Origin of the sequence: Thermus albus (assembly GCF_022760855.1) — a bacterium.
Taxonomy (GTDB): domain Bacteria; phylum Deinococcota; class Deinococci; order Deinococcales; family Thermaceae; genus Thermus; species Thermus albus.
Genome location: NZ_JAKTNR010000009.1, coordinates 49,465 through 70,292, shown reverse-complemented (window position 1 = coordinate 70,292; position 20,828 = coordinate 49,465). Strand labels below are relative to the sequence as shown.

Sequence of the window (20,828 nt, the reverse complement as noted above, 5' to 3'; positions counted from 1 at the left end):
TCCTTGGCCATGGTCCAGGTCAAAGAGGTGATGACCTCAATCCTGGTGACGATAGACCCGTGGTCCAGCGTGCGGGAGGCGGCCAACCTCATGGCCCGGCATAAGATTGGAAGCCTTCTGGTTTTAGAGGACGGTACCTTGTTGGGTGTGGTCACCAGCCGGGACCTCAGGGGAGTCCATCCCAACCGGGTCGTGATGGATGTCCTCCGAGGCCCCACCTTGTCCATCTCACCGAAGGCCAACCTTCTCGAGGCCCATACCATCATGCAACAGCAAGGCGTGGAAAGGCTTTTGGTCGTGGAGGAAGGCCGCCTTCTAGGTATCCTTACCAAGCGCGCTTTGGCTTTCGCCCTCGGCCAAGGTTTTGATCCCCTCACGGGCCTGCCCCGGGCCGACTTCCTGCGGGGCCATCTGGAACGCCTCTTAGAGAAAGGGATAGACCCCACGCTGGTGTTCGTGGACCTCGACGATTTCGGCCTACTTAACAAGGAGCTGGGCCACACCGCAGGCGATCAAGCCTTGAGAGAGATAGCCAGTAAGCTCACGGCTTTCGCCCAAAAACACAGGGGAGAGGCTTACCGCTATGCTGGGGACGAGTTCGCCCTAATCTTTCCCCGGCCTCGCACCCAGGTCCTTCCCCACCTTCCTGAGCTTCTAAAACTTACCATTCTGGTGGAGGAAAAAAGGGTGGGTTTTTCCCTAGGCGTGGCCGGGGGAAGGCGGCGGAGGAAACGGCTAGGAAATCCCAGGGCCACCGCCGACGACCTCATCCGCATGGCCAGCCTGGCCTCCACCCTGGCCAAGAGCCGTCCGGAAAAGCTGGCCTTAGGAGAAGAGGTGAATCCAGCTAGCGCCCAGGCTCCAACAGCAAAACCTTTTCCCGGCCCGGGGGGGTAAAAGCCATGGGGAGGTATTCCCCCTTTGCCCATAGGGGCAGGAGATCCCCGTAGTGAGTGGACAAAAAGTGCCCACTTTGGCCCATGGGGTGGACGAAGAGGGAGGCCTCGAGGTCATTGAGGTCCACGATCTGGCGGTAGCTGGGCCCGTGGCTCATGAGGAGGGTCTTGGGATCAAAGGGGCCCACGTTCACCGTGTACCGGTCCCCGCCAAAGGGCACCACCCGGTCCGTGAGGCGCCTCAAGGGGGTATGGGTGAGGACCGCGTGGGGGAAGACCGCCCGGTGCACCGCCCCCCAGGAGCGCACCTTTAGGCCCTCCTTCCTCTCCAAAGCCCTTTCCAAGGCCAAGGCGGCAACATCCAGGCAGGATTCCCGGTACTCGGTTTCCGGCTGGTCGCAGTTCTTGTCCCCCTCCTTAAGCGCCTTCAGGAGATATCGGGGCTCATCCCAAAAGGCTTCCCCCACCTCCTGGGCGGGCAGACGGGTGAGCTCCGTGTACCAGAGGGCGAAGACCAGGGCCTCCTCCGAGTTCTGGCCCATCACCCCATCCCAGGCCAAAAGCCTTTCCCGCCAGGCCCGGCCCCTTTCGGAAAGGGGGTTTAGAAGCTCCAACACGGGACGGAAATCCCGGAAAAGCAGGCTTTTTTGGTCCTGCTGAACCGCCTGCATATCGGCGGGAGAAAGCTTTTCCTTGGCCAGGAGGAGCTCCCTTATGCGCTCTGCCCGATAGGGCTCGGCCCAGTCGTAGGTGAGGGCGTAGGGGAAGCCCTCGGGTGTGACCTTGTTGTTGGCGGTGACGACGAAGCCTTCTTTCGGGTTCAGCACCTTGGGCCACTCCTCCGGCCTGCGGTAACCCTGCCAGTCCCACGCCCCATTGCCCGGCACCGGCACCATCCCGGTGTGCCCCTCCTTGCGGATGGGGAACTTCCCGGGGGCGATGTAGCCGATATTCCCGTCCACATCGGCATAGACGAAGTTTTGGCTGGGGGCGGAGTAGTGGCCTAGAGCGGCCACGAACTCCTGAAAGTTACGCGCCCGGTTGATCCCCAGATAGGCCATGAGGATATGGTCCTCCGCATCCAGGCTCACCCAGCGCAGGGCCATAGGGGTCTTAGGGGGGTCCTCCAGGGCGTCGGTGATCACGGGACCGTACAGGGTTTCCCGCACCCGCAGGGTCTCCTCCCTACCCCCCTTCACCCGGATGCGCTCCTCCCGCACCCGGTAGGGAAGGACCTGGCCCTTGTAGCGGTACCCCTTGCCCTCCACATCCTCCAGGAGGTAGAGGTCCTGCACGTCCGCCCCCACGTTGGTCACCCCCCAGGCGATGCGCTCATTCCGCCCGATGACGATGCCCAAAACCCCGGGGAGGCTGGCCCCCATGGCCCGGTAACCGGGGGCTTCCAGGGCCATGAGGAACCAGAGGCTTGGCGCCCCCAGGCGCAGGTGAGGATCGTTGGCCAAGAGGGGTTTTCCCGTTACCGTGCGGCTTCCCGCCACCACCCAGTTGTTGCTGGCCTCCATAAAGCGGGGCGGGGCCATCTGGAGAAGGGCTGCCGGGGCCTCTTCCCGCTTCAGGGGAAGCCTTAGGTCCTCGCTTTGGAGGATGGTGGGGGCGTCCTCGGGGTAGGGGGGGAGAAGCTCAAGAAGCCTTTCCGGGCTGATCCCCCGGGCCAGGAGGCGATGGCGCATAAGCTCCTCCTCCCAGTTCCCACTGAGGTCAAAGCTCATCATCTTGGCCCAGACCAGGACGTCGGGACCGGTCCAGGGCTCGGGGCGGAAAGCAAGGAGGCGGAACTCCGGGGGCAAGGGCGCCCCGCTTTGCAAGAAGGCGTTCACCCCAGCCACATAGGCGTCCACCGCCGCTTTTTCCTCAGGGTAAAGCCTCTCGTAGGCCTCCTGGGCCGCCCGGTAAAAGCCCCAGGTCCGTAAGAAACGGTCCTGGGCCAAGGTGGCCTCCCCCAGCACCTCGGAAAGCCTTCCCTGACCCACCCGCCTTTGAAACTCCATCTGCCAAAGCCTCTCCTGGGCGTGGACAAAGCCTTGGGCAAAGAAGAGGTCCTGTAGGCTCTGGGCCCGGATGCGCACCACCCCTTGCCCATCCCGCCCCACCTCCACCGGGGCATCCAGGCCCTTTAGGGCCATACGCCCTTCCACCTGGGGCAAGGAAGCCCGCAAGGTCACGTAGGCCCCCAAGGCCAAAAGGCCAAGGGCCGCAACCGCCAGGCCCAGAAGCCAGGCTAAAACCCGCAAGAGGCGTTTCATAGTTAGACCGAGTATACCACTTTACCCCTGCATGGCGAGCCTAAAATGGGGCTATGAAGCTTGAGTTCCTGGAGAACGGCCCCATCCGGCTAGAGGGAAAGCGCTTTCGGGTGCGGGTAGGGGAAAAGGAAGAGGTCTTGGAAAGGTCCCAGGTCTTCCTCTGCCGCTGTGGAGGCTCAGCCAATAAGCCCTTCTGCGATGGTACCCACAAGCGGATCGGCTTCCAGGCCCCCGGGGGGGTGCTGGAGGTGGAGGACTGACCCACTGGTCACCGCCGGACCCAAGGGGTAAACTCGGGGGGCCATGGGCGAGATGCGCTACCGCAAGCTGGGCAAGTGGGGCCTCAAGGTTTCGGAGATCTCCCTGGGGGCCTGGGTGACCTTTGGGGATGTGGTGAAGGACAAGGAAACCATCCGGGAGATCGTGAGGATCGCCTATGAGGGCGGGGTCAACTTCTTTGACAACGCTGATGTCTATGCCCGGGGCCTGGCAGAGGAGGTGATGGGGGAGGTGCTCTCAGAGTTTCCCCGGCACACCCTGGTCCTCTCCACCAAGGCCTACTGGCCCATGTCCGAGGATCCCAACGACCGGGGCCTAAGCCGCAAGCACCTTCTGGAAAGCATCACCCAAAGCTTAAAGCGCCTAAGGACCGACTACGTGGACCTCTTCTTCGCCCACCGCTATGACCCCGAGGTGCCCATGGAGGAAATCGTCTACGCCATGCACACCATCGTGGAGAAGGGGTATGCCCTTTATTGGGGTACCTCGGAGTGGCCCGCCGCCCGGATCGCTGAGGCGGTGGCCTTTGCCCGGGAAAACGGCCTCCACCCGCCCATTGTGGAACAACCCCAGTACTCCATGCTCTTCCGCGAACGGGTGGAAGGGGAGATCCTTCCTGAGGCGGAGCGCTTTGGCATGGGGCTGGTGGTCTGGAGCCCTCTGGCCATGGGGATGCTCACCGGACGGTACGATGAAGGTATCCCGCCGGAAAGCCGCTTCGCCCGCTACCCCCAGTTCGCCGAGCGCTTCCTCACGGAGGAAAACCGCAAGAAGGTGCTAAAGCTCAAGGCGGTGGCGGACGAGCTGGGCCTGACCCGCACCCAGCTGGCCCTGGCCTGGGTGTTAAGGCTTCCCGGAATCAGCAGCGCCATCACCGGGGCCACCCGGCCTGAACAGATCCGAGAAAGCCTGGGAGCCGCCGGGGTGGACCTACCAGGGGAAGCCCTGGAGCGGATTGAGGCCATCCTGAAGGGCGAGGATTAGCTTTTTTGGCCCAGGGGCCAAGCCCAAGGCGGGTGCGGGAAACGGAAGCCCTACCCCCCGACGCCAAGCCGGACTAAACTGGCCTCTATGGACACCCTGGAGGCCTTAAAGCGCCTTTTCCCGGGGAAGGTGGAAACCTCCCCTTCGGAGCGCCGCCGGCACGGGCGGGACGAGGGATACCCCGAGGAGGGGGAGGTCTTGGCGGTGGTCTACCCGGAGAGCGTGGCGGACGTGCAAGAGGCCCTGCGCTTTGCCCGTGAAAGGGGCCTGGCGGTGATCCCCTATGGCGCTGGGACCAGCCTCGAGGGCCACCTCTACCCCTTGAGGGAAACCCTCAGCCTGGACTTCAGCCGCATGAACCGCATCCTGGAGGTGCGCCCTGAGGACTTCCTCTGTGTGGTGGAACCCGGCCTTACCCGCAAGGCCCTGAACGAGGCCCTAAAGGGCACCGGGCTTTTCTTTCCCGTGGACCCCGGGGCCGACGCCACCTTGGGCGGCATGGCCGCCACCAACGCCAGCGGTACCACCACGGTGCGCTACGGGGGGATGCGGGCCAACGTCCTGGCCCTACAAGTGGTCCTGGCCAGCGGGGAGGTTTTAGAGCTGGGCCGGGGGGTGCGCAAGACCAGCGCGGGCTACGACCTAAAGGACCTCTTCATCGGCTCGGAGGGCACCTTGGGGATCATCACCCGCCTCACCCTAAGGCTCCACCCCCTGCCCGAGCATGTCCACACCCTAAGGGTCTTCTTCCCTGGGGTGGAGGAGGCCGCCCTGGCCAGCTACCAGGTGATGGCCAGCGGGCTTCCCGTGGCCCGGCTGGAGCTACTGGACGAGCTGGCCCTAAGGGCCCTAAACCGCTACCTCCAGGCGGTTTTCCCCGAGCGCCCCGCCCTCTTTTTGGAGTTCCACTCCTCCACCCAGGAGGCCTTGGAGGCGGAAAGCGCCCTAGCCTTGGAGATCATGCGGGAGGCAGGGGCCCTCGAGGTGGAGGCCGCCAAGACGGAGGAGGAGCGCCGGCGCCAGTGGGAGGCCCGCCACCAGGCCTACTGGGCCCTGGTGCACCTCTACCCTGACCACCGCTTCGTCATCACCGATGTGGCCGTGCCCCTTTCCCACCTACCGGAAATGGTGCGCTACGCCCAAAGGCTTCTAGGGGAAATGGGCCTTACGGGCAACATCTTAGGGCACGTGGGGGACGGTAACTTCCACACCCTAGTACCCGTCCTCCCAGAAGAATATCCCAAGGCCGAGGCCTACGCGGAGGCCCTGGTGCAAAGGGCCTTGGAGCTGGGAGGTACCTGCACCGGAGAGCACGGGGTGGGCCTCAGGAAGAAGCAGTATCTTCCCAGGGAACACGGGGCTTCACTGGACTGGATGCGAAAGATTAAGGCCCTCCTGGACCCCGAGGGGCTTCTGAACCCGGGCAAGGTGCTTGACATAAGCTCTTCCCCTGGCTATAGTTAAGGATGGCGACGCGGGGTGGAGCAGCCTGGTAGCTCGTCGGGCTCATAACCCGAAGGTCGCGGGTTCAAATCCCGCCCCCGCAACCAAATGAAACCCCGGACCCCCTGAGGATCCGGGGTTTTCCTTTACCCTTAGGGCATGGACTGGGAGGTGCAGCAAAACCCTGAGCGCCTGGTCAAGACCTTTTCCTTCCCCAACTTCCGGGAAGCCCTGGCCTTTGCGGGCCGCGTTGGGGAGCTGGCGGAGGCCGAAGGCCACCATCCCCGCCTCACCGTGGAGTGGGGCCGGGTCACCGTGGAGTGGTGGACCCATAGCGCCGGGGGCATCACGGAAAAGGACCGGGAGATGGCCCGCCGCACCGACCTCCTGGGGTAGCCTAGGGAGGGTATGGAGGCGCGCACCTTAGAGCTGGTCTTCCCCGAGCACACCAACCCCCTAGGCGCCGCCTTTGGCGGCTTCGTGCTGGGCCTCATGGACAAGGTGGGCTCCTACGCCGCCGCCAGAAGGGCCAGGAAACCGGTGGTGACGGTGGCGGTGGGCAGCGTGGAGTTCAAGGTTCCCATCCGTACCGGGGACCTTCTGGAGGTGGTGGCCAAGGTGGTGCGGGTGGGGCGCACCTCCTTGACGGTGGAGGTGGAGGTCTACAAGGAGCCCTTCGGTCAAGGGGACGGCCGGGTGCTGGCCACCAAGGGGGAACTCACCTACGTAGCGGTGGACGACAAGGGCCATCCCGTGCCCGTGGACTAAACATGCCCGAGCTACCCGAGGTGGAAACCACCCGGAAGAAGCTCCTTCCCCTTTTCCTAGGGAAGCGGCTTCTACGGATAGAGCACCAAGACCCCCTTCGCTACCGGAACACGGAGCGGGCCCTTGGCCAACGGGTAGAGGACCTCCGCCGCCGGGGAAAGTTCCTCCTCTTCGCCCTCACGGAAGGGTGGGAGATGGTGGTCCACCTGGGCATGACCGGGGGCTTCCGCCTGGAAAAGACCCCCCACACCCGGGTGGCCTTCCGCCTCGAGGACCAGGAGGTCTTCTTCCACGACCCCCGGCGCTTTGGCCGCATCTGGGTGGTGGAACGGGGAGACTACCGGGAGATCCCCCTTCTCCCCCGCCTGGGCCTCGAGCCCCTTTCGGAGGAGTTCCAGTTCCTGAGCTTCTGGGAAGGGTTAAGGAAAAGCCGCAAACCCCTAAAGGCCTTGCTCCTAGACCAAAGCCTGGCCGCCGGTGTAGGGAATATTTACGCCGATGAGGCCCTCTTCCGGGCCCACCTCTCCCCCCTTCGCCGGGGACGGGAACTTGGCAAAGAGGAAGCCCTAAGGCTTTTCCTGGCCCTTAAGGAGGTGCTGGCCGAGGCGGTGGCCTTAGGGGGAAGCACCCTCTCCGACCGCACCTACCAGCAACCCGATGGCCTTCCCGGAAGTTTCCAGGAGCGCCACGCCGTCTACGGGCGAACGGGCCTTCCCTGCCCCGCCTGCGGCACTCCCATCGCCAAGAGGACCGTGGCGGGAAGGGGCACCCACTACTGCCCGCGGTGCCAGGGGGCATAGCCCCTCTCGGTTCCGGTCCCCGAAAGGACCCCTCTGGCAGCCCCAGCCAAGGTGGGGTGGTATCAGCCCACCCGCCCCCTGCCCCGGTCCAGAAGGTAGAAGACAAGCCCCGAAAGCAAGGCCAGAAGGCCAGCCATGGCCAAGGCCTCCCGGAAAGGGGCTTCCCCAGGCCGGCCCAAGCGCTCGTAGATGGCCAGGGTCAGGGTGGTCCACTCGGGGCGCCAAAGCACCAGGGTGGCCCCAAACTCCCCCAAAATGGCCGCCAAGGCCAAGGCCAGGCCCGATTGCAGAGCGGGGAAGACCAAGGGAAGCTCCACCCGGAAAAAAGCCCTAAGGGGTGTAGCCCCCAGGACCCGGGCGGCCTCGAGGAGGCTTGGGGAAAGACTGCGCAAGGCAGGTAAGAGGGCCCGGGCCAGGAGGGGGTAGGCCAGAAGGGCATAGGCGGCCAGCAGGAGGAGCAGGGAGCCCCGAAGATGGGGGTAGGCGAGAAGGTAGCCGAGGCCCACCGCCACCGGGCTCACCATAAGGGGAAAGAGGCCCAAAAGGTCCATGAGGGGGCTCCTCCGGGCCGCCGCCGCATAGGCCACCCCCAAGGGCAAGGCCAAAAGGAGGGCCAACAGGGTGAAGCGGAGGGTATTGCCCAGGGCCAAGGACAGGGGGGTGAAGTCCTTGGAGGCCCAGGCCGAGGCCAAGGCCCCGGGATCCACGTGGAGGAAAAGCACCCCCAGGGGAGCAAAAAGAAGAAGGAAAAAGCCCCCTAGACCCAAGGTGTAGGCCCAGGAGGGAGCGGGAAGAAGCCCTCCCGCGGGAAGGGGATAAGGCCTAAGCCGGAGGTAGAGGACCACAGCCAGGGCCAGGGTGAGGATCTCCAGGAGCATGAGGGCGCTGGCCTCAGGAAAGGCCAGGCGGTAGGCCAAGAGGGTGTAGACCTCCACCTCCAGGGTGGCGTACCGGGGCCCGCCCAGAAGAAGGGGCACCCCAAAGGCGGAAAAGGCGTAGATGAAGACCAAAACCCCAGCCGAACCCATGGCGGGCAAAAGAAGGGGAAGCCCCACCCTGAGGAAGGCCCGAAGGGGGGAAGCTCCTAAGACCCTAGCCGCCTGCAAAGGCCATTCCAGGCTCAAAGCCACCGGCAGGAGGATCCTTAAGGCCAGGCCCAGGTTATAAAACACCGCGGCCAGGAAGAGGAGAGCCTTGGTGCCATAGAGGTCCACCCCCAAAAGCCCCCTGGGCCCCAAAAGGGCCAAGAACCCCAGGGCCACCACCGGGGTGGGCAGGACGAAGGGCAAGGTGGCAAGGGCTAGGAAGGCCTCCCGCAAGGGAAACCGGCGCCGAAAGGCAAAGGCCAGGGGTAAGGCCAGGAATAGGGTAAAGAGGGCGGAAAGGAGCCCATATTCCAGGCTCCAAAGGTAACGCTCCCAGTAATACGGGTTCGCCAAGGCCCGGGCGAGCCCCTCCCCTGCCCCCAGGATGAGGATCCGCCCCAAGGGATAAAAGAGGGCCAGGCCCAGGAAGAGGAAGACCAAGAGGGCCCCGAAGGCCATGCCCCTCAAGCCTAACCCCAAGGCCCCCTAGCGCCTGCCCCGCCGCACCGCCTCGGGGCTTTGCCCCTGGAGGACCACCTTGGTCCACTCCTCAATCCAGCGCTCGCGGTTTTCCGCCATGGCCTTAGGGTCCAAGCGCACGCTCCCCACGGGCTCTGGGGCAAAGCGGAAGACCTCGGGGAGCTTGGCATCGCGGCGGGCCGGGTACATCCACATCTCCGTGGGGATGTTCTCCTGCACCGGCTTGGAAAGGAACCAGTCCACCACCTTCCTGGCCCCTTCCAGGTTCTTGGTCCCCTTCAGGACCCCCACGAACTCCACCTGGAAGAAGGCCAGCTCCGGGAAAAGGTTCCCCGTGGGGGGCTCTTGGTACTTGCCCTCGGAGTAGTAGACCTCGGCGGCGGGACTGGTGGTGTAGGAGACCACCAGGGGCCGATCCCCCTTGTAGAGGGTGAAGTGGGTGTAGTAGGCCTCGCTCCAACCCTTGGCCACCCGCACCCCTCCGTCCCGAAGCCGGGCCCAGAAGTCCAGGTAGCCATCCTCCCCGAAGCGGGCCACGGTGGCCATGAGGAAGGCCAGGCCCGGGGAGCTGGTGGCGGGGTTTTGCACCACCAAAAGCCTGGCGTACTCGGGCCGGGCGAGGTCGGCGGGTATCTTGGGCAAAGGCCGGTCCTTGAAGTAGGCCCGGTGGTAGTTCAGGCTCACCCAGCCGTAGTCCACGGGCAGGGCGCGGAAGGTGGGGTCCAGAAGCAGGGTGGCCTTGAGGTTCCGGATCTCCGGGCTGCGGTAGGGAAGCAGGATATCCGCCTCGAGGGCCCGGGACAAAAAGGTGTTGTCAAAGCCGTAGATCACGTCGGCGATGGGCGCCCCCTTGGTGAGGATGGCCCGGTTTAGGGTCTCCCCGGCATCCCCACCCTTGAGGAAGCGGAGCTTCAGGCCCGTTTCCCGCTCAAACTGGGCGATGAGCCCCTTATCCAGGGAAAAGCTGCTGTGGGTGAGGACGGTGATCTCCTGGGCAAAGCCGAAGGCCAAAAGGACCAGCAAAGACCAAAACCTTAACATATAACCCCTCCTTGTCACCGGGAGGGGCCTTGGTCACCTTCCCTACGCCGGCATTACCCGGTTCAGGTTCCAAGGGTATTTCTCAGCCCCATAAAAGGAGCACCCCCGGTGACGCCTAGAGTTTACCACCCTCTCCGGCCCCAGAAGGGCAACCCAGGCCCCTTTCACACCCTCCAAGGAGCCAGCAGGCCCTCGAGGCTTTCCCGAAAGACCTCGCCAAAGGCCTCCGGCTGGTCAATCCAAGGGTAGTGCCCGGCCTGCTGGACCACGTGGATGGAGGCCCTAAGGCGCTCCGCCACCTCCTCGGCGTAGGGGTAGCTGGTACCGTCCCTTTCCCCCACCACCACCGCCACCGGTCTAGGACTGGGGAAGAGGTAAGGGGTGTAGTCCAGCCGCCAAAGGCCGTTATGCAAAAAGGCCAAAGCCGGGGTGTCGGGCCCCAGAATCCCGGAGCCTTCCGCCACCCACTCGTACTCCAGGCGGCCGCGAGGGGTGGGGAACATGAGCCGGTCAAAGAGCACCTTGGGTTCGGCCCTTTGCAAAGCGGCCTTAAGGTTTTCCTCAGGGTCGGCCAAGGGCTCTAAGCCCGCAGCCTCCGCCAGCCTTGCGGATAGCCAGGGGAAGCTCACCCAAGGGGCCATCAAAATGGCCCCGCCCACCTCCGAATGCCGGCGCAGAAGCTCCAGGGCCACGATGGCCCCAAACCCGTGGGCCAGGAGGTGAAAGCGTTCAAGGCCCAAGGCCTCCGCCAGGGCCAGGGTATCCTCCACCAAGGCATCCACGGTGAAAAGCCTGGGATCTTGGGGAAGCTCCAGGCTCCGGCCCGAACCCCGCTGGTCAAAGTAGACCACCCGGAAGTCCTCCAGGTGCTCCTGAAGCCCCTCCCTGAGGGCATAGGCGTTGCCCCCGGGCCCCCCGTGGAGGACGATGATGGCCGGGGCATGCTCATCCCCCACGTCCTCCACGTAGAGCTCCGCTTCCCCTACGGGGATGTACCCGATTTCTTCCCGCATCCCCTATAGACTACCCCATCCTCCAGGGTAAAGGCCCAAACCTTAACCCCAGGCAGAAGCTGGGCCTTTCCCAAGGCCTCCTCCCCGGCGCCGAACACCTCCAGAAGCCACACCCCTTCCCCCGCAAGAAGCCAGTAGGGATGGGGAAGCTCCCGGGCCAAGCCCAAAAGGGCCTCCTTTTCCTTTCCTTCCACGAAGAGCACCCTCATCCCTTCCCCCAAAGGCGGTGGTAGAAGAGGATCTCGGCGCTCTCCTCCAGGGTGGTGAGGAGGCTATAGGCCTCCAAAAGGGCCTCCTCCGGTTTCTCCTTGAGCCCGATGGCGAAGGCCCCATGCCCCCTTAGGAGGCAGGCCCGCCTGTCCTTAAGGGCCTCGGCCACCGCTAAGGCTGCCTCGAGGGTGGCGCTCACGGTTTTGGGGGCCAGCACCGGGACCTCCTTCAGGTAGTACTGGCCCTCGAGGTCCAGGGGCACCAGGGAGTCCAGGTGCAGGGAAAGGGCCACCGCCACCCGGGGATGGGCATGGACGATGGCCCGGGCCGGCGTCCGCAGGTAAACCTCCCGGTGGATGACGCTTTCCACGCTGGCCCCTTGCGGAAAGGGACCCTCCAGGGGCACCTCCACCAGGTCCTCCGGGGTAAGCCTCCCCTTCTGCACCCCACTTTTGGTGATGAGAAAGCCCTCCTTGGTGCGCACGGAAAAGTTGCCCGCGGTGGCGGAAATGAGCCTATGGTGGAAAAGGTCCTCCCCCACCTGGCGAAAGACCCCATAAAGCCGGGCCAACATGGTCCCATTATGGCGCACTTGGGAAACCGGGAGGCCGGACCCCGCCCAGCAAAAACCCCAACCTGGCCTGGCCAGGTTGGGGCATCGGGGGCTTCAACCGCCCGGGCCCTAGGCCTGCTTACCCGGCTGCTCCCGGCGGGCAGGGCGGCGCACCGCGGGTTCCTTGGCCTCCACTGCCTCTTTGCGGGCCTCCTCAATGGCCTTGAGGGTCTTCTTGTCCATCACCTGGGTGAAGCGGACGAAGTCGCTTCCCGTGCCGGCGGGGATCAGGCGGCCCAGGATGACGTTTTCCTTGAGGCCGATGAGCTCGTCCTTCTTGCCGGCGATGGCCGCCTCGGTGAGCACGTGGGTGGTGTTCTGGAAGCTGGCGGCGGAAAGCCAGCTCTTGGTGGAAAGGGCGCTCTTGGTGACCCCCATGAGGAGGGGCTTCCAGGCCACGGGGGTTTTGCCCTCGGCGATGAGCCTTTCGTTTAGGGCCTCCACATCCCACTTCTCCAGGACCTGGCCCTCCAGAAGCCGGCTGTCCCCGGGATCGGTGACCTCCACGTACTTGAGCATCTGCCGCACCACGATCTCAATGTGCTTGTCGTGGAGCTTTACCCCCTGGGCCCGGTAGACCTTCTGGATCTCGTCCACCAGGTAGCGCTCCACCGCCTCGGGGCCCTTGGCCTCTAGAAGCTGGTGGGGGTCCACGGCCCCACGGGTCAGGGGCTGGCCCGCCTCCACGTAGTCCCCGTCCTTCACCACCAAGCGGGCGTCCTTGGAAAGCTTATACTCCTTGGAAAAGCCTTCGGACTCCACGAAGACCGAAAGCTTCTCCTCGGTTTCCTCTATGCGCACCACCCCGTCGATCTCGGAGATCACCGCCTTGGCCTTGGGCCTGCGGGCCTCAAAGAGCTCGATGACCCGGGGCAGACCCTGGGTGATGTCGGTGCCCACCGCCACGCCACCCGTGTGGAAGGTGCGCATGGTGAGCTGGGTGCCGGGCTCGCCGATGGACTCCGCCGCCACCACCCCCACCGCTTCCCCGATGGACACGGGCCGGGCCATGGAAAGGTCGTAGCCGTAGCACTTCTGGCAGACCCCGTAGCGGGTCTGGCAGGTGAGGGGGCTCCGCACCGGCACCTCCTTGATCTCCCCGGCCTCTGCCGCCTTGATGAGGAGGGCCACGTCCTCGAGGGTCAGGTACCGCCCTTCCTCCAGCCGCTGGCCCAGAACCTCCACCTCCCGGGCCAAAACCCGGCCATAAAGCCCAGACTCGATGTCGGAGCGCTTCCTCAGGCGCAAGGTCCGGGTTACCTCGTCGGGCTGGAAAAGGGGTACTGAAATGAAGTTGGTGGTGCCGCAGTCCGCCTCCCGCACCACGATCTCGTGGGCCACGTCCACCAGCTTCCGGGTGAGGTACCCGGAGTCCGCGGTCCTGAGGGCGGTGTCCGCCCCACCCTTGCGGGCCCCGTGGCTGGAGATGAAGTACTCCAACACGGTGAGGCCCTCCCGGAAGGAGGAGCGCACCGGCACCTCAAAGGTCTCCCCCGAGGGCTTTTGCATGAGGCCGCGCATGCCGCAAAGCTGGCGGATCTGCTGGGGGTTACCCCGGGCCCCGGACTGGGCCATCACGTAGAGGGGGTTGAAGGGGTAGTTCTCCTCAAAGTTCTTGAAGACCGCCTGGGTGACCTTTTCCGTGGTCTCGGTCCAGAGCTGGATCACCTGGTCGTAGCGCTCCCGGTCGGTGAGGAAGCCCATCTCGTAGGCCTGCTCGATCTGCCGGAGCTTCTTATCCGCCTCCTCCAAGAACTTCTGCTTCTCGGGAGGGATCACGGCATCGTCGATGCCGATGGTGATGCCGCTGGTGGTGGAAAGGGTGAAGCCGTAGTACTTGAGGGCATCCAGGAGCCGGGCGGTCTTCTCAATGCCCAGGCGCAGGAAGGACTGGTAGACCAGGTCCTTAAGGGAGTTCTTCTCCTGGGGCACGTCCATCTGCAAAAGCTCCTGGGCCACCTTCTCGTCCCCCACCGCCTCGCCCACAATGCGGGCAAAGAGCACCCGGCCCGGGCTGGTCTCCAGCCGCTTGCCCAGGTAGCGCACCGTGACCACGTCCTGGAGGTCCAAAAGGCCGTGGGCCACCGCCAAAAGGGCCTCGTCGGGGCTGGCGAAGACGAACTTCAGCCGGCCCACGCTGGTCTCCCTACCCCCCACCTTGATGGGGGCGTTCAAGGCCACCTCCCCCCGCTCGTAGGCGGCCAGGGCCTCCTCGGGGGTGGCGAACTCCCGGCCCGCCCCCTTCTTCTCCCGGCGCACCTGGGTAATGTAGTAAAGCCCCAGGATGATGTCCCGGCTGGGCTTGGCCAAGGGCTCCCCGGAGGCCGGGGAGAGGAGGTTGTGGGCGGAGAGCATCTGGATGCGGGCCTCCGCCTGGGCGAAGGAGGAGAGGGGCACGTGCACCGCCATCTGGTCCCCGTCAAAGTCGGCGTTAAAGGCCTCGCAGACCAGGGGGTGGAGCTGGATGGACTGGCCCTCCACCAGCACCGGCTGGAAGGCCTGGATGCCCAGGCGGTGCAGGGTGGGGGCCCGGTTCAGGAGGACCACCTTGCCGTGGATCACCTCCTCCAGGGCGTCCCACACCTCGTCCTTGATGTCCCGCTGCCTTTCCAGCATCCTGCGGGCCGCCTTGACGTTGGGGGCAATGCCCTTTTCCTCCATCTTCTTCAGGAGGAAGGGCTTAAAGAGCTCCAGGGCCATGCGCTTGGGCAGGCCGCACTGGTGGAGCTTGAGCTGGGGCCCCACCACGATCACGCTCCGCCCCGAGTAGTCCACCCGCTTGCCCAAGAGGTTCTGGCGGAAGCGGCCCTGCTTGCCGGAGAGGATGTCGGTGAGGCTACGCAAGGGGCGTTCGGAGCCCGGGTTGGTGACGGGAGAACCGCGGCGGCCGTTGTCAATCACCGCATCCACCGCCTCCTGGAGCATGCGCTTCTCGTTGCGGATGATGATCTCCGGAGCCCCTTGGGCCAGGAGTTTCTTCAGGCGGTTGTTGCGGTTGATGAGGCGGCGGTAGAGGTCGTTGAGGTCGCTGGTGGCGAAGCGGCCCCCATCCACCTGCACCATGGGCCGGAGGTCGGGAGGTAGCACGGGGACCGCCTCCAGAACCATCCACTCCGGGCGGTTGCCCGAGTCCAGGAAGGCCCGGACCACTTCAAGGCGCTTCCTGGCCTTGGCCCGCCGGGCCCGGGAGGGGTGCTTCATCTCCTCCAAAAGCTCGGCCTCTAACTTCTCCAGGTCCAGCTCCTTCAGGAGGGCCTGGATGGCCTCGGCCCCCATGCGGGCGTCGATGTCGTAGGACTCCACCACCCGCACCACGTTCCGCACCAGGTCCACCTCCACCCGGCCGTAGATCTCGCTCTTCACCTTGCCCCCATCCGCCAGGACATCCCCCGGGGCCACCCGGTCCCCGGTGGTCACCTCCACGTCCTCTTCAAAGGGGTAGAGGCGGGCCTTCATCACCACGATGCTGGCGGGCTCGTGCAGGTGGACCACCCCCTCGGCCTCGGCGATCACCTCCTCCTCGGGGTCAATGGCCGCCACCACCTTCTCCCCCGCCTGGACGTGGGCCCCCTCGGGCACCACCACGTTCATATGGGGGGCGATGGGGTAATCCTTGGGTTCGGTCCACTCCAGGAAGAAGGTGAGGTAGACGGTATCCCCTTCCTCCTCCACCTCCACCTCCTTGGCGGCCATGTGCCGGGGCATGCGCAAAAGCCCCCGCCCCTCCGCCAAGGGCTGGCCCTTTTCCACCACCTCCCCCTGGACCACCAAGGGGGTAAGCCCCACGGGGAGGAAGTAGCGGACCACGGGCTCATCCTCCTTAAGCAGGGTGAGGAGGTGGCCCTCCTCCAGCTCCTTCAGCTCCACCACCCCCTCCTCCTCCGCCCGGAAGCGGTAGGGCTCGGGGAGCTCCGCCAGGACCTCCCCTGGCCTATAGGCCTCCTTCTCCACCCAGGCGGCAAGGGGAAGGCGGAGGCCCGCCCGTTCCTTGCGCAGGTAATCGATCCGCACCCGCCGGGGGAAGCGGTACAGGGCCACCCCGTCCATGCGGCTCACCACCCCGGGGAAAAGCTCCTGCCCCTTCACCACCTCCTCCCCGTCCTTGACCAGGGCGTCCACCCCTTGGGGCAAGGGGTAGGTTTCCTGCTTACCGTAGCGGAGTTCCCGGTACTCCTCGTCCGTGAGAAGCTGCCGCTTCTGCACCGGCACCCCATCCAGCACCGCCCCCTTGGGGTCCAAGACGATGTACTTGCTGAAGTAGAGGACCTGCTCCAGCTCGGTGGCGGAGAGGTCCAGAAGGGTCCCGATCTTGGAGGGCACGTCCTTCACGAACCAGATGTGGGCCGCCGGGGTGGCCAGCTCGATGTGCCCCATGCGGTAGCGGCGCACGATGCTCTTGGTGACCTCCACCCCACAGCGCTCGCACACCTTGCCCTCAAAGCGCTGGCGCTTGTACTTGCCGCAGGCGCACTCGTAGTCCTTGGTGGGGCCGAAGATGCGCTCGTCAAAGAGCCCATCCTTTTCAGGCTTCAGGGTGCGGTAGTTGATGGTTTCGGGCTTCTCCACCTCCCCGTAGCTCCAGGAGCGGATCTTTTCCGGAGAGGCCAGGGCGATGCGGACCTTGCGAACTTCCTTTTTCATTCTTCCTCCGCTGCGAGCAATCCCGCTTCTTCCGTGCGGTTTACCGCTTGGACGCCAAGCCCTCAAAGATGTCCACGGGGTTATCCCGCTCATCCAGGGTCTGCACGTCCAGGGCCAAGGCCTGAAGTTCCTTCACCAGCACCCGGAAGGACTCGGGCACGCTGGGCTCGGGCACGTCCTCCCCCTTGATGATGGCCTCGTAGGCGGCGTTGCGACCCTCGATGTCGTCGGACTTTAGGGTGAGCATCTCCTGCAGGGTGTGGGCGGCCCCGTAGGCCTCCAGGGCCCACACCTCCATCTCCCCGAAGCGCTGGCCACCGAACTGGGCCTTGCCGCCCAAGGGCTGCTGGGTGATGAGGGAGTAGGGGCCGGTGGAGCGGGCGTGCATCTTGTCCTCCACCATGTGGTAGAGCTTCATGATGAACATCTGCCCCACCACGATGGGGCCCTCAATGGGCTCGCCGGAGCGGCCATCGTAGAGGACCACCTTGCCCTGGGTAAAGAGCTCCCTTAGCTGCTCCTCCGGGCTTGTGCCCGGGCTCACCAGACCCAGCTTCTCCGCCCGGGCCAGCACCTCCAGCTCCCTTTTGTCCACCCCGAAGCCCTCCTCCTTGCGCTTGCCGAAGTAAAGGTCAAAGGCCTCGGCCAGAAGGGCCTTGATCTCGGGCTCCGTGGCCCCGTCAAAGACCGGGGAGATGTAGCGCTGGCCCAGGAAATAACCCGCCAGGCCCAGGTGGGTTTCCAGGATCTGGCCCAGGTTCATCCGGCTGGGCACGCCCAAGGGGTTCAGGATGATGTCCACCGGGGTGCCATCGGGCAGGTGGGGCATGTCCTCCACGGGGAGGATCTTGGCTACCACCCCCTTGTTCCCGTGGCGGTTGGCCAGCTTATCCCCCACCTGGAGCTTGCGCTTTTGCGCCACGTAGACCCGCACCACCTCCCGCACGCCCGGTTTAAGCTCCACCCCCGGGTCCCCCCGCCTTAGGCGCAGGGTACCCACCACGATGCCCCCCTCGCCTGGAGGCACCCTTAAGGAGGTGTCCTTCACATCCCGGGCCTTGTCGCCAAAGATGGAGCGCAAAAGCCTTTCCTCCGGGGAGGGCTCCTGCTCCCCCTTGAAGCTGGTGCGGCCCACCAGGATGTCCCCGGGCTTGACCTCAGCCCCGATGCGCACCACCCCTTCCTCGTCCAGGTCCCTAAGGGCGGCCTCGGAAAGGTGGGGGATATCCCGGGTGATGCGCTCCGGGCCCAGCTTGGTATCCCGGGCCTCGATCTCGTAGCGCTCAATGTGGATGGAGGTGTAGAAGTCCCGCTTTAGGAGCTCCTCGCTGATGATGATGGCGTCCTCAAAGTTGTAGCCGTCAAAGGGCATGATGGCCACCAAGACGTTCTGCCCCAGGGCCAAAAAGCCCTCCTCGGAAGCGGGGCCATCCGCCAGAAGATCCCCCTTCTTGACCCTCTGGCCCACGGTCACCCGGGGGCGCTGGTCCAAGGCGGTGCCCTGGTTGGAACGCACAAAGCGGCGCAAGGTGTACTCCACCAAGCGGCCATCCTCATAGCGCACGGCGATGCGGCGGCCATCCACCGCCACCACCTCTCCCTCCTCCTCCGCGTAGAGGGCGGCCAGGGAGTCCCGCACCACCCTGTCCTCGAGGCCCGTCATCACCACCGGGGCCTGGGCCCGGATCAGGGGCACCGCCTGGGTCTGCATGTTGGAACCCATCAGGGCCCGGTTGGCGTCGTCATGCTCCAGGAAGGGAATGAGGTTGGTGTTCACGGAGAAGACCTGCTTGGGGCTCACGTCCATGAACTCCACCTCTTCCGGGGCCACGATCACCGGCTCCCCCCGGCGCCTGGCCACCACCCGGTCGGTGGCGATGCGGTTCCCCTCCAGGGGGGTGTTGGCCTGGGCGATGGTGTACCGGTCCTCCTCGGTGGCGGTCATGTAGAGCACCTCGTCGGTGACCACCCCGTCCCTCACCCGGCGGTAGGGGGTGCGGATGAAGCCCAAGTGATCCACCCGGGCGTAGGCGGCCAAGGAGGTGATGAGGCCGATGTTGGCCCCTTCCGGGGTTTCCACCGGGCAGATGCGGCCATAGTGGGTGCGGTGCACGTCCCGCACGTCAAAGCCTGCCCGCTCCCGGGTAAGGCCCCCAGGCCCCAAGGCAGAGATGCGCCGCTTGTGGCGCAGGGAGGAGAGGGGGTTGGTCTCGTCCTTGAACTGGGAAAGCTGGCTGCGGCTGAAGAACTCGCGGATGGCCGCCTCGAGGGGCCGGTTGTTCACCAGCTTGGCCGGGGTAAGGGTATCGGCGGAGCCCATCACCATCCTCTCCCGCACCCCGCGGGCCAGGCGGCTTAGGCCCACCCGGAACTGGTCGGCCATGAGCTCCCCCACGGTGCGGATGCGGCGGTTGCCCAGGTGGTCAATGTCGTCCACCTCGTGCCCCAGCACCCCAGCGGTGAGGGCGAAGAGGTAGCGCAAGGTGGGCAGGAAGATCTCGTCCTTGAACTCCCCGTCCTCAAAGCGCACCAGGGTGCGGCCGGAAAGGCCTACGCCCAGCTTCTCCTCCGCCTTGTACCGCCCCGCCTCCCCCAGGTCGTAGCGCCGGGGATCGGCCAAGAGGCCATGGAGGTAAGCCAGGGCCTTGTCCTTCTTGGGGGGATCGCCGGGGCGGAGCAGGGTAAAGAGGCGCACCAAGGCCTCCTCCGGGCGCATGGCCAGCACCGCCTCGTCCAGAAGGCCCCCCACCAGTTCCCCGTAGGCCCCAAGCTCCCGGTTCAGGGCTTCCGCGTCGTAGCCCAGAACCCTGAGGAGAAGGATCAGGGGGAACTTGCGCTTGTTGACCTTCATGGAAATGGTGCCGTTCGGCTCCACCTCCAGGTCAATCCACGGCCCCCGCTTGGGCAAGGGGATGATGCTGGCCACGTAACGCCCGGGCCGGGCGGGGTCCGGGGTGAAGTAGACCCCGGGGGAGCGGTGGATCTGGGAAACGATCACCCGGTCGGCCCCGTTGATGATGAAGGAACCGTCCTGGGTCATGAGGGGGAGGTGGCCCAGGAAGACCTCGTCCTCCTTGATGAGCCCCGTGTCCTTGTGGATGAGCTGGAGGCGGGCATAGAGGGGAGCCTGGTAGGTCAGGTCCTTCTCCCGGCACTCGTCCTGGGAAAAGGGGGGCTCGCCGATGCGGTACTCCAGGAAATCCAGGACCATACCCCCCTTGCCCTTGTCCCCCTCCTCCACGGGAAAGATTTCCTTGAAGGCCGCCTGGATGCCCACATCCTCCCGCTTATCCGGGGGAACATCGGCCTGGAGGGCCTTTCTATAGGACTCCACCTGGATTTCCGTCAAAGGGGGAAGGGGTATAACCTCTCGGATGCGACCGAACCGCTTAATCTCCATGCGTCACCTCTGGGAAAGCGGGCCGCCCGAGGTAAGCTAACAGGGTTCTTCCGCAAGGGGGCCTCCCCTTGCGGCGGCTGGCTCTTACCGTGCTCCCTTGGCCCGACCAAAGAGCACAAACCTTAGCTTATAGGGCAGTCCCTTAAGCCGTCAAGCCTACCCGACCCTGGCCTTTTTGCTCCTACCGTTCCACCTCCACCTTGATTTTATAGTTCCCCCGCCGGGTTTCGCCAAGCACCTCCAAAAGCCTAAGGCTTCCTAGGCCCTCGGCCAACAGGGTGTCCCCGGGAGCCATCTCGTCCTTGGGGGAGGCCACCTTGCCCTTTAGCCGCACCTTCCCCGCCCTCACCCCTTGGGCGAAATAGCTACGGGAAACCCCAAAGCCCTTGGCCCCCACGGCGTCCACCCTTAAAGAGGGCACCACCAGGGTGCGCACCCGCTCGTTTGCCGCCCGCAAGGCCCCTTCCGGGGGTGGGAGGAGGGTGTAACCCGCCTCCTCCAAGGCCTGCTTCCCCTTGGCGGACACCGCCACCAGGTGGCCTTCGCCAAAGGCCTCCTGGTCCCCCATGGCCTCCCCCAGATCCGGGGGTTCCTTCTCCAGAAAGACCACCGCCACCGGATCGTGCACGGAAGGGACCTCCGGGGGATACAGCACCGCCACCTTCCTCTCGGCCAGGGGGAACCCCCCGAAAAAGGCCACCTTAAGCCCTTCCATTCGGGCCTTTTCCTCCAGAAGGGCCTGTTCCTCCGGGTCCAGGAAGCCGGTTTCCACCACCCGTCCGCCCCGGGCCCGCTTCAGGTAGGCCATGAGGTCCGCCACCAGGAAAGATGATACCCCAAGGGAAGCGGTAAGGCTTAGGGAAGCCCTCCACCTGGGCAAAGGCCGGGCTGATCCCCCCGAGCCTCTCCTA

Annotated in this window: 16 protein-coding genes, 1 tRNA gene and 1 riboswitch; of the genes, 8 read left to right on the top strand and 9 right to left on the bottom strand. The window is 65.1% G+C overall.

The features are described 5' to 3' along the window. Positions 1–9 precede the first annotated feature (9 nt). Entirely contained in the window at positions 10–897 is an 888-nt protein-coding gene (locus L0D18_RS09685) for a GGDEF domain-containing protein (protein WP_243028688.1), read from the top strand. Here L0D18_RS09685 and L0D18_RS09680 read toward each other — a convergent pair. Further along, positions 848–3,160, bottom strand: a complete 2,313-nt coding sequence (locus L0D18_RS09680) for a penicillin acylase family protein (RefSeq protein ID WP_243028686.1) — start codon at positions 3,158–3,160, stop codon at positions 848–850. The two genes, L0D18_RS09685 and L0D18_RS09680, sit on opposite strands and share 50 nt — an antisense overlap. Positions 3,161–3,213: 53 nt before the next feature. Between L0D18_RS09680 and L0D18_RS09675 the strand changes: the two genes are divergently transcribed. The 7 genes from L0D18_RS09675 to mutM all read left to right on the top strand — a co-directional run bounded on the left by L0D18_RS09675 (position 3,214) and on the right by mutM (position 7,434). Then, a complete protein-coding gene (locus L0D18_RS09675) occupies positions 3,214–3,420 on the top strand; it encodes a CDGSH iron-sulfur domain-containing protein (RefSeq protein WP_243028684.1) in 207 nt (68 codons plus the stop codon). 43 nt (positions 3,421–3,463) lie between these two features. After that, positions 3,464–4,423 (top strand): aldo/keto reductase family protein, encoded by a 960-nt coding sequence (locus L0D18_RS09670; RefSeq protein ID WP_243028683.1) that lies wholly within the window; start codon positions 3,464–3,466, stop codon positions 4,421–4,423. An 87-nt stretch (positions 4,424–4,510) separates the two neighbouring features. Continuing rightward, on the top strand, positions 4,511–5,887 hold the full coding sequence (locus L0D18_RS09665) for an FAD-binding oxidoreductase (RefSeq protein WP_243028682.1): 1,377 nt from the start codon (positions 4,511–4,513) through the stop codon (positions 5,885–5,887). 9 nt (positions 5,888–5,896) lie between these two features. Continuing rightward, a tRNA-Met gene (locus tag L0D18_RS09660) sits at positions 5,897–5,973 on the top strand. A gap of 52 nt (positions 5,974–6,025) precedes the next feature. Further along, positions 6,026–6,262, top strand: a complete 237-nt coding sequence (locus L0D18_RS09655; protein WP_243028681.1) for a 4a-hydroxytetrahydrobiopterin dehydratase — start codon at positions 6,026–6,028, stop codon at positions 6,260–6,262. Positions 6,263–6,274: 12 nt separating this feature from the next. Beyond that, positions 6,275–6,634 carry an acyl-CoA thioesterase gene (locus L0D18_RS09650; RefSeq protein WP_243028680.1) on the top strand — a complete coding sequence of 120 codons (360 nt, stop codon included), beginning with the start codon at positions 6,275–6,277 and terminating at the stop codon, positions 6,632–6,634. 2 nt (positions 6,635–6,636) lie between these two features. Continuing rightward, positions 6,637–7,434 carry a DNA-formamidopyrimidine glycosylase gene (mutM, locus tag L0D18_RS09645; protein WP_243028679.1) on the top strand — a complete coding sequence of 266 codons (798 nt, stop codon included), beginning with the start codon at positions 6,637–6,639 and terminating at the stop codon, positions 7,432–7,434. A gap of 62 nt (positions 7,435–7,496) precedes the next feature. On the opposite strand, the gene L0D18_RS09640 is transcribed toward mutM, so the two are convergent. The 8 genes from L0D18_RS09640 to L0D18_RS09605 all read right to left on the bottom strand — a co-directional run bounded on the left by L0D18_RS09640 (position 7,497) and on the right by L0D18_RS09605 (position 20,737). Further along, positions 7,497–8,978 carry an ABC transporter permease gene (locus L0D18_RS09640; RefSeq protein WP_243028714.1) on the bottom strand — a complete coding sequence of 494 codons (1,482 nt, stop codon included), beginning with the start codon at positions 8,976–8,978 and terminating at the stop codon, positions 7,497–7,499. A gap of 27 nt (positions 8,979–9,005) precedes the next feature. Then, the gene (locus L0D18_RS09635) at positions 9,006–10,040 is read right to left on the bottom strand and encodes a thiamine ABC transporter substrate-binding protein (RefSeq protein WP_243028678.1); all 1,035 of its coding nucleotides are present in this window, start codon (positions 10,038–10,040) and stop codon (positions 9,006–9,008) included. A gap of 21 nt (positions 10,041–10,061) precedes the next feature. Beyond that, a riboswitch (TPP riboswitch) is annotated at positions 10,062–10,157 on the bottom strand. A gap of 47 nt (positions 10,158–10,204) precedes the next feature. After that, positions 10,205–11,053 carry an alpha/beta fold hydrolase gene (locus L0D18_RS09630; protein ID WP_243028677.1) on the bottom strand — a complete coding sequence of 283 codons (849 nt, stop codon included), beginning with the start codon at positions 11,051–11,053 and terminating at the stop codon, positions 10,205–10,207. Continuing rightward, a complete protein-coding gene (locus L0D18_RS09625; RefSeq protein ID WP_243028676.1) occupies positions 11,023–11,262 on the bottom strand; it encodes a hypothetical protein in 240 nt (79 codons plus the stop codon). Before L0D18_RS09625 ends, L0D18_RS09630 begins: the two co-directional genes overlap by 31 nt. Beyond that, on the bottom strand, positions 11,259–11,837 hold the full coding sequence (locus tag L0D18_RS09620; protein ID WP_243028675.1) for a fuculose-1-phosphate aldolase: 579 nt from the start codon (positions 11,835–11,837) through the stop codon (positions 11,259–11,261). Before L0D18_RS09620 ends, L0D18_RS09625 begins: the two co-directional genes overlap by 4 nt. Positions 11,838–11,945: 108 nt before the next feature. Next, positions 11,946–16,517, bottom strand: a complete 4,572-nt coding sequence (gene rpoC / locus L0D18_RS09615) for a DNA-directed RNA polymerase subunit beta' (protein WP_243028674.1) — start codon at positions 16,515–16,517, stop codon at positions 11,946–11,948. Between the two features lie 40 nt (positions 16,518–16,557). Continuing rightward, positions 16,558–19,917: a DNA-directed RNA polymerase subunit beta gene (gene rpoB / locus L0D18_RS09610; protein WP_243028672.1), complete on the bottom strand. Its 3,360-nt coding sequence runs from the start codon at positions 19,915–19,917 to the stop codon at positions 16,558–16,560. 181 nt (positions 19,918–20,098) lie between these two features. Beyond that, complete coding sequence (locus L0D18_RS09605) at positions 20,099–20,737, bottom strand: S4 domain-containing protein (protein ID WP_243028670.1); 639 nt, start codon at positions 20,735–20,737, stop codon at positions 20,099–20,101. Positions 20,738–20,828: the final 91 nt, after the last annotated feature.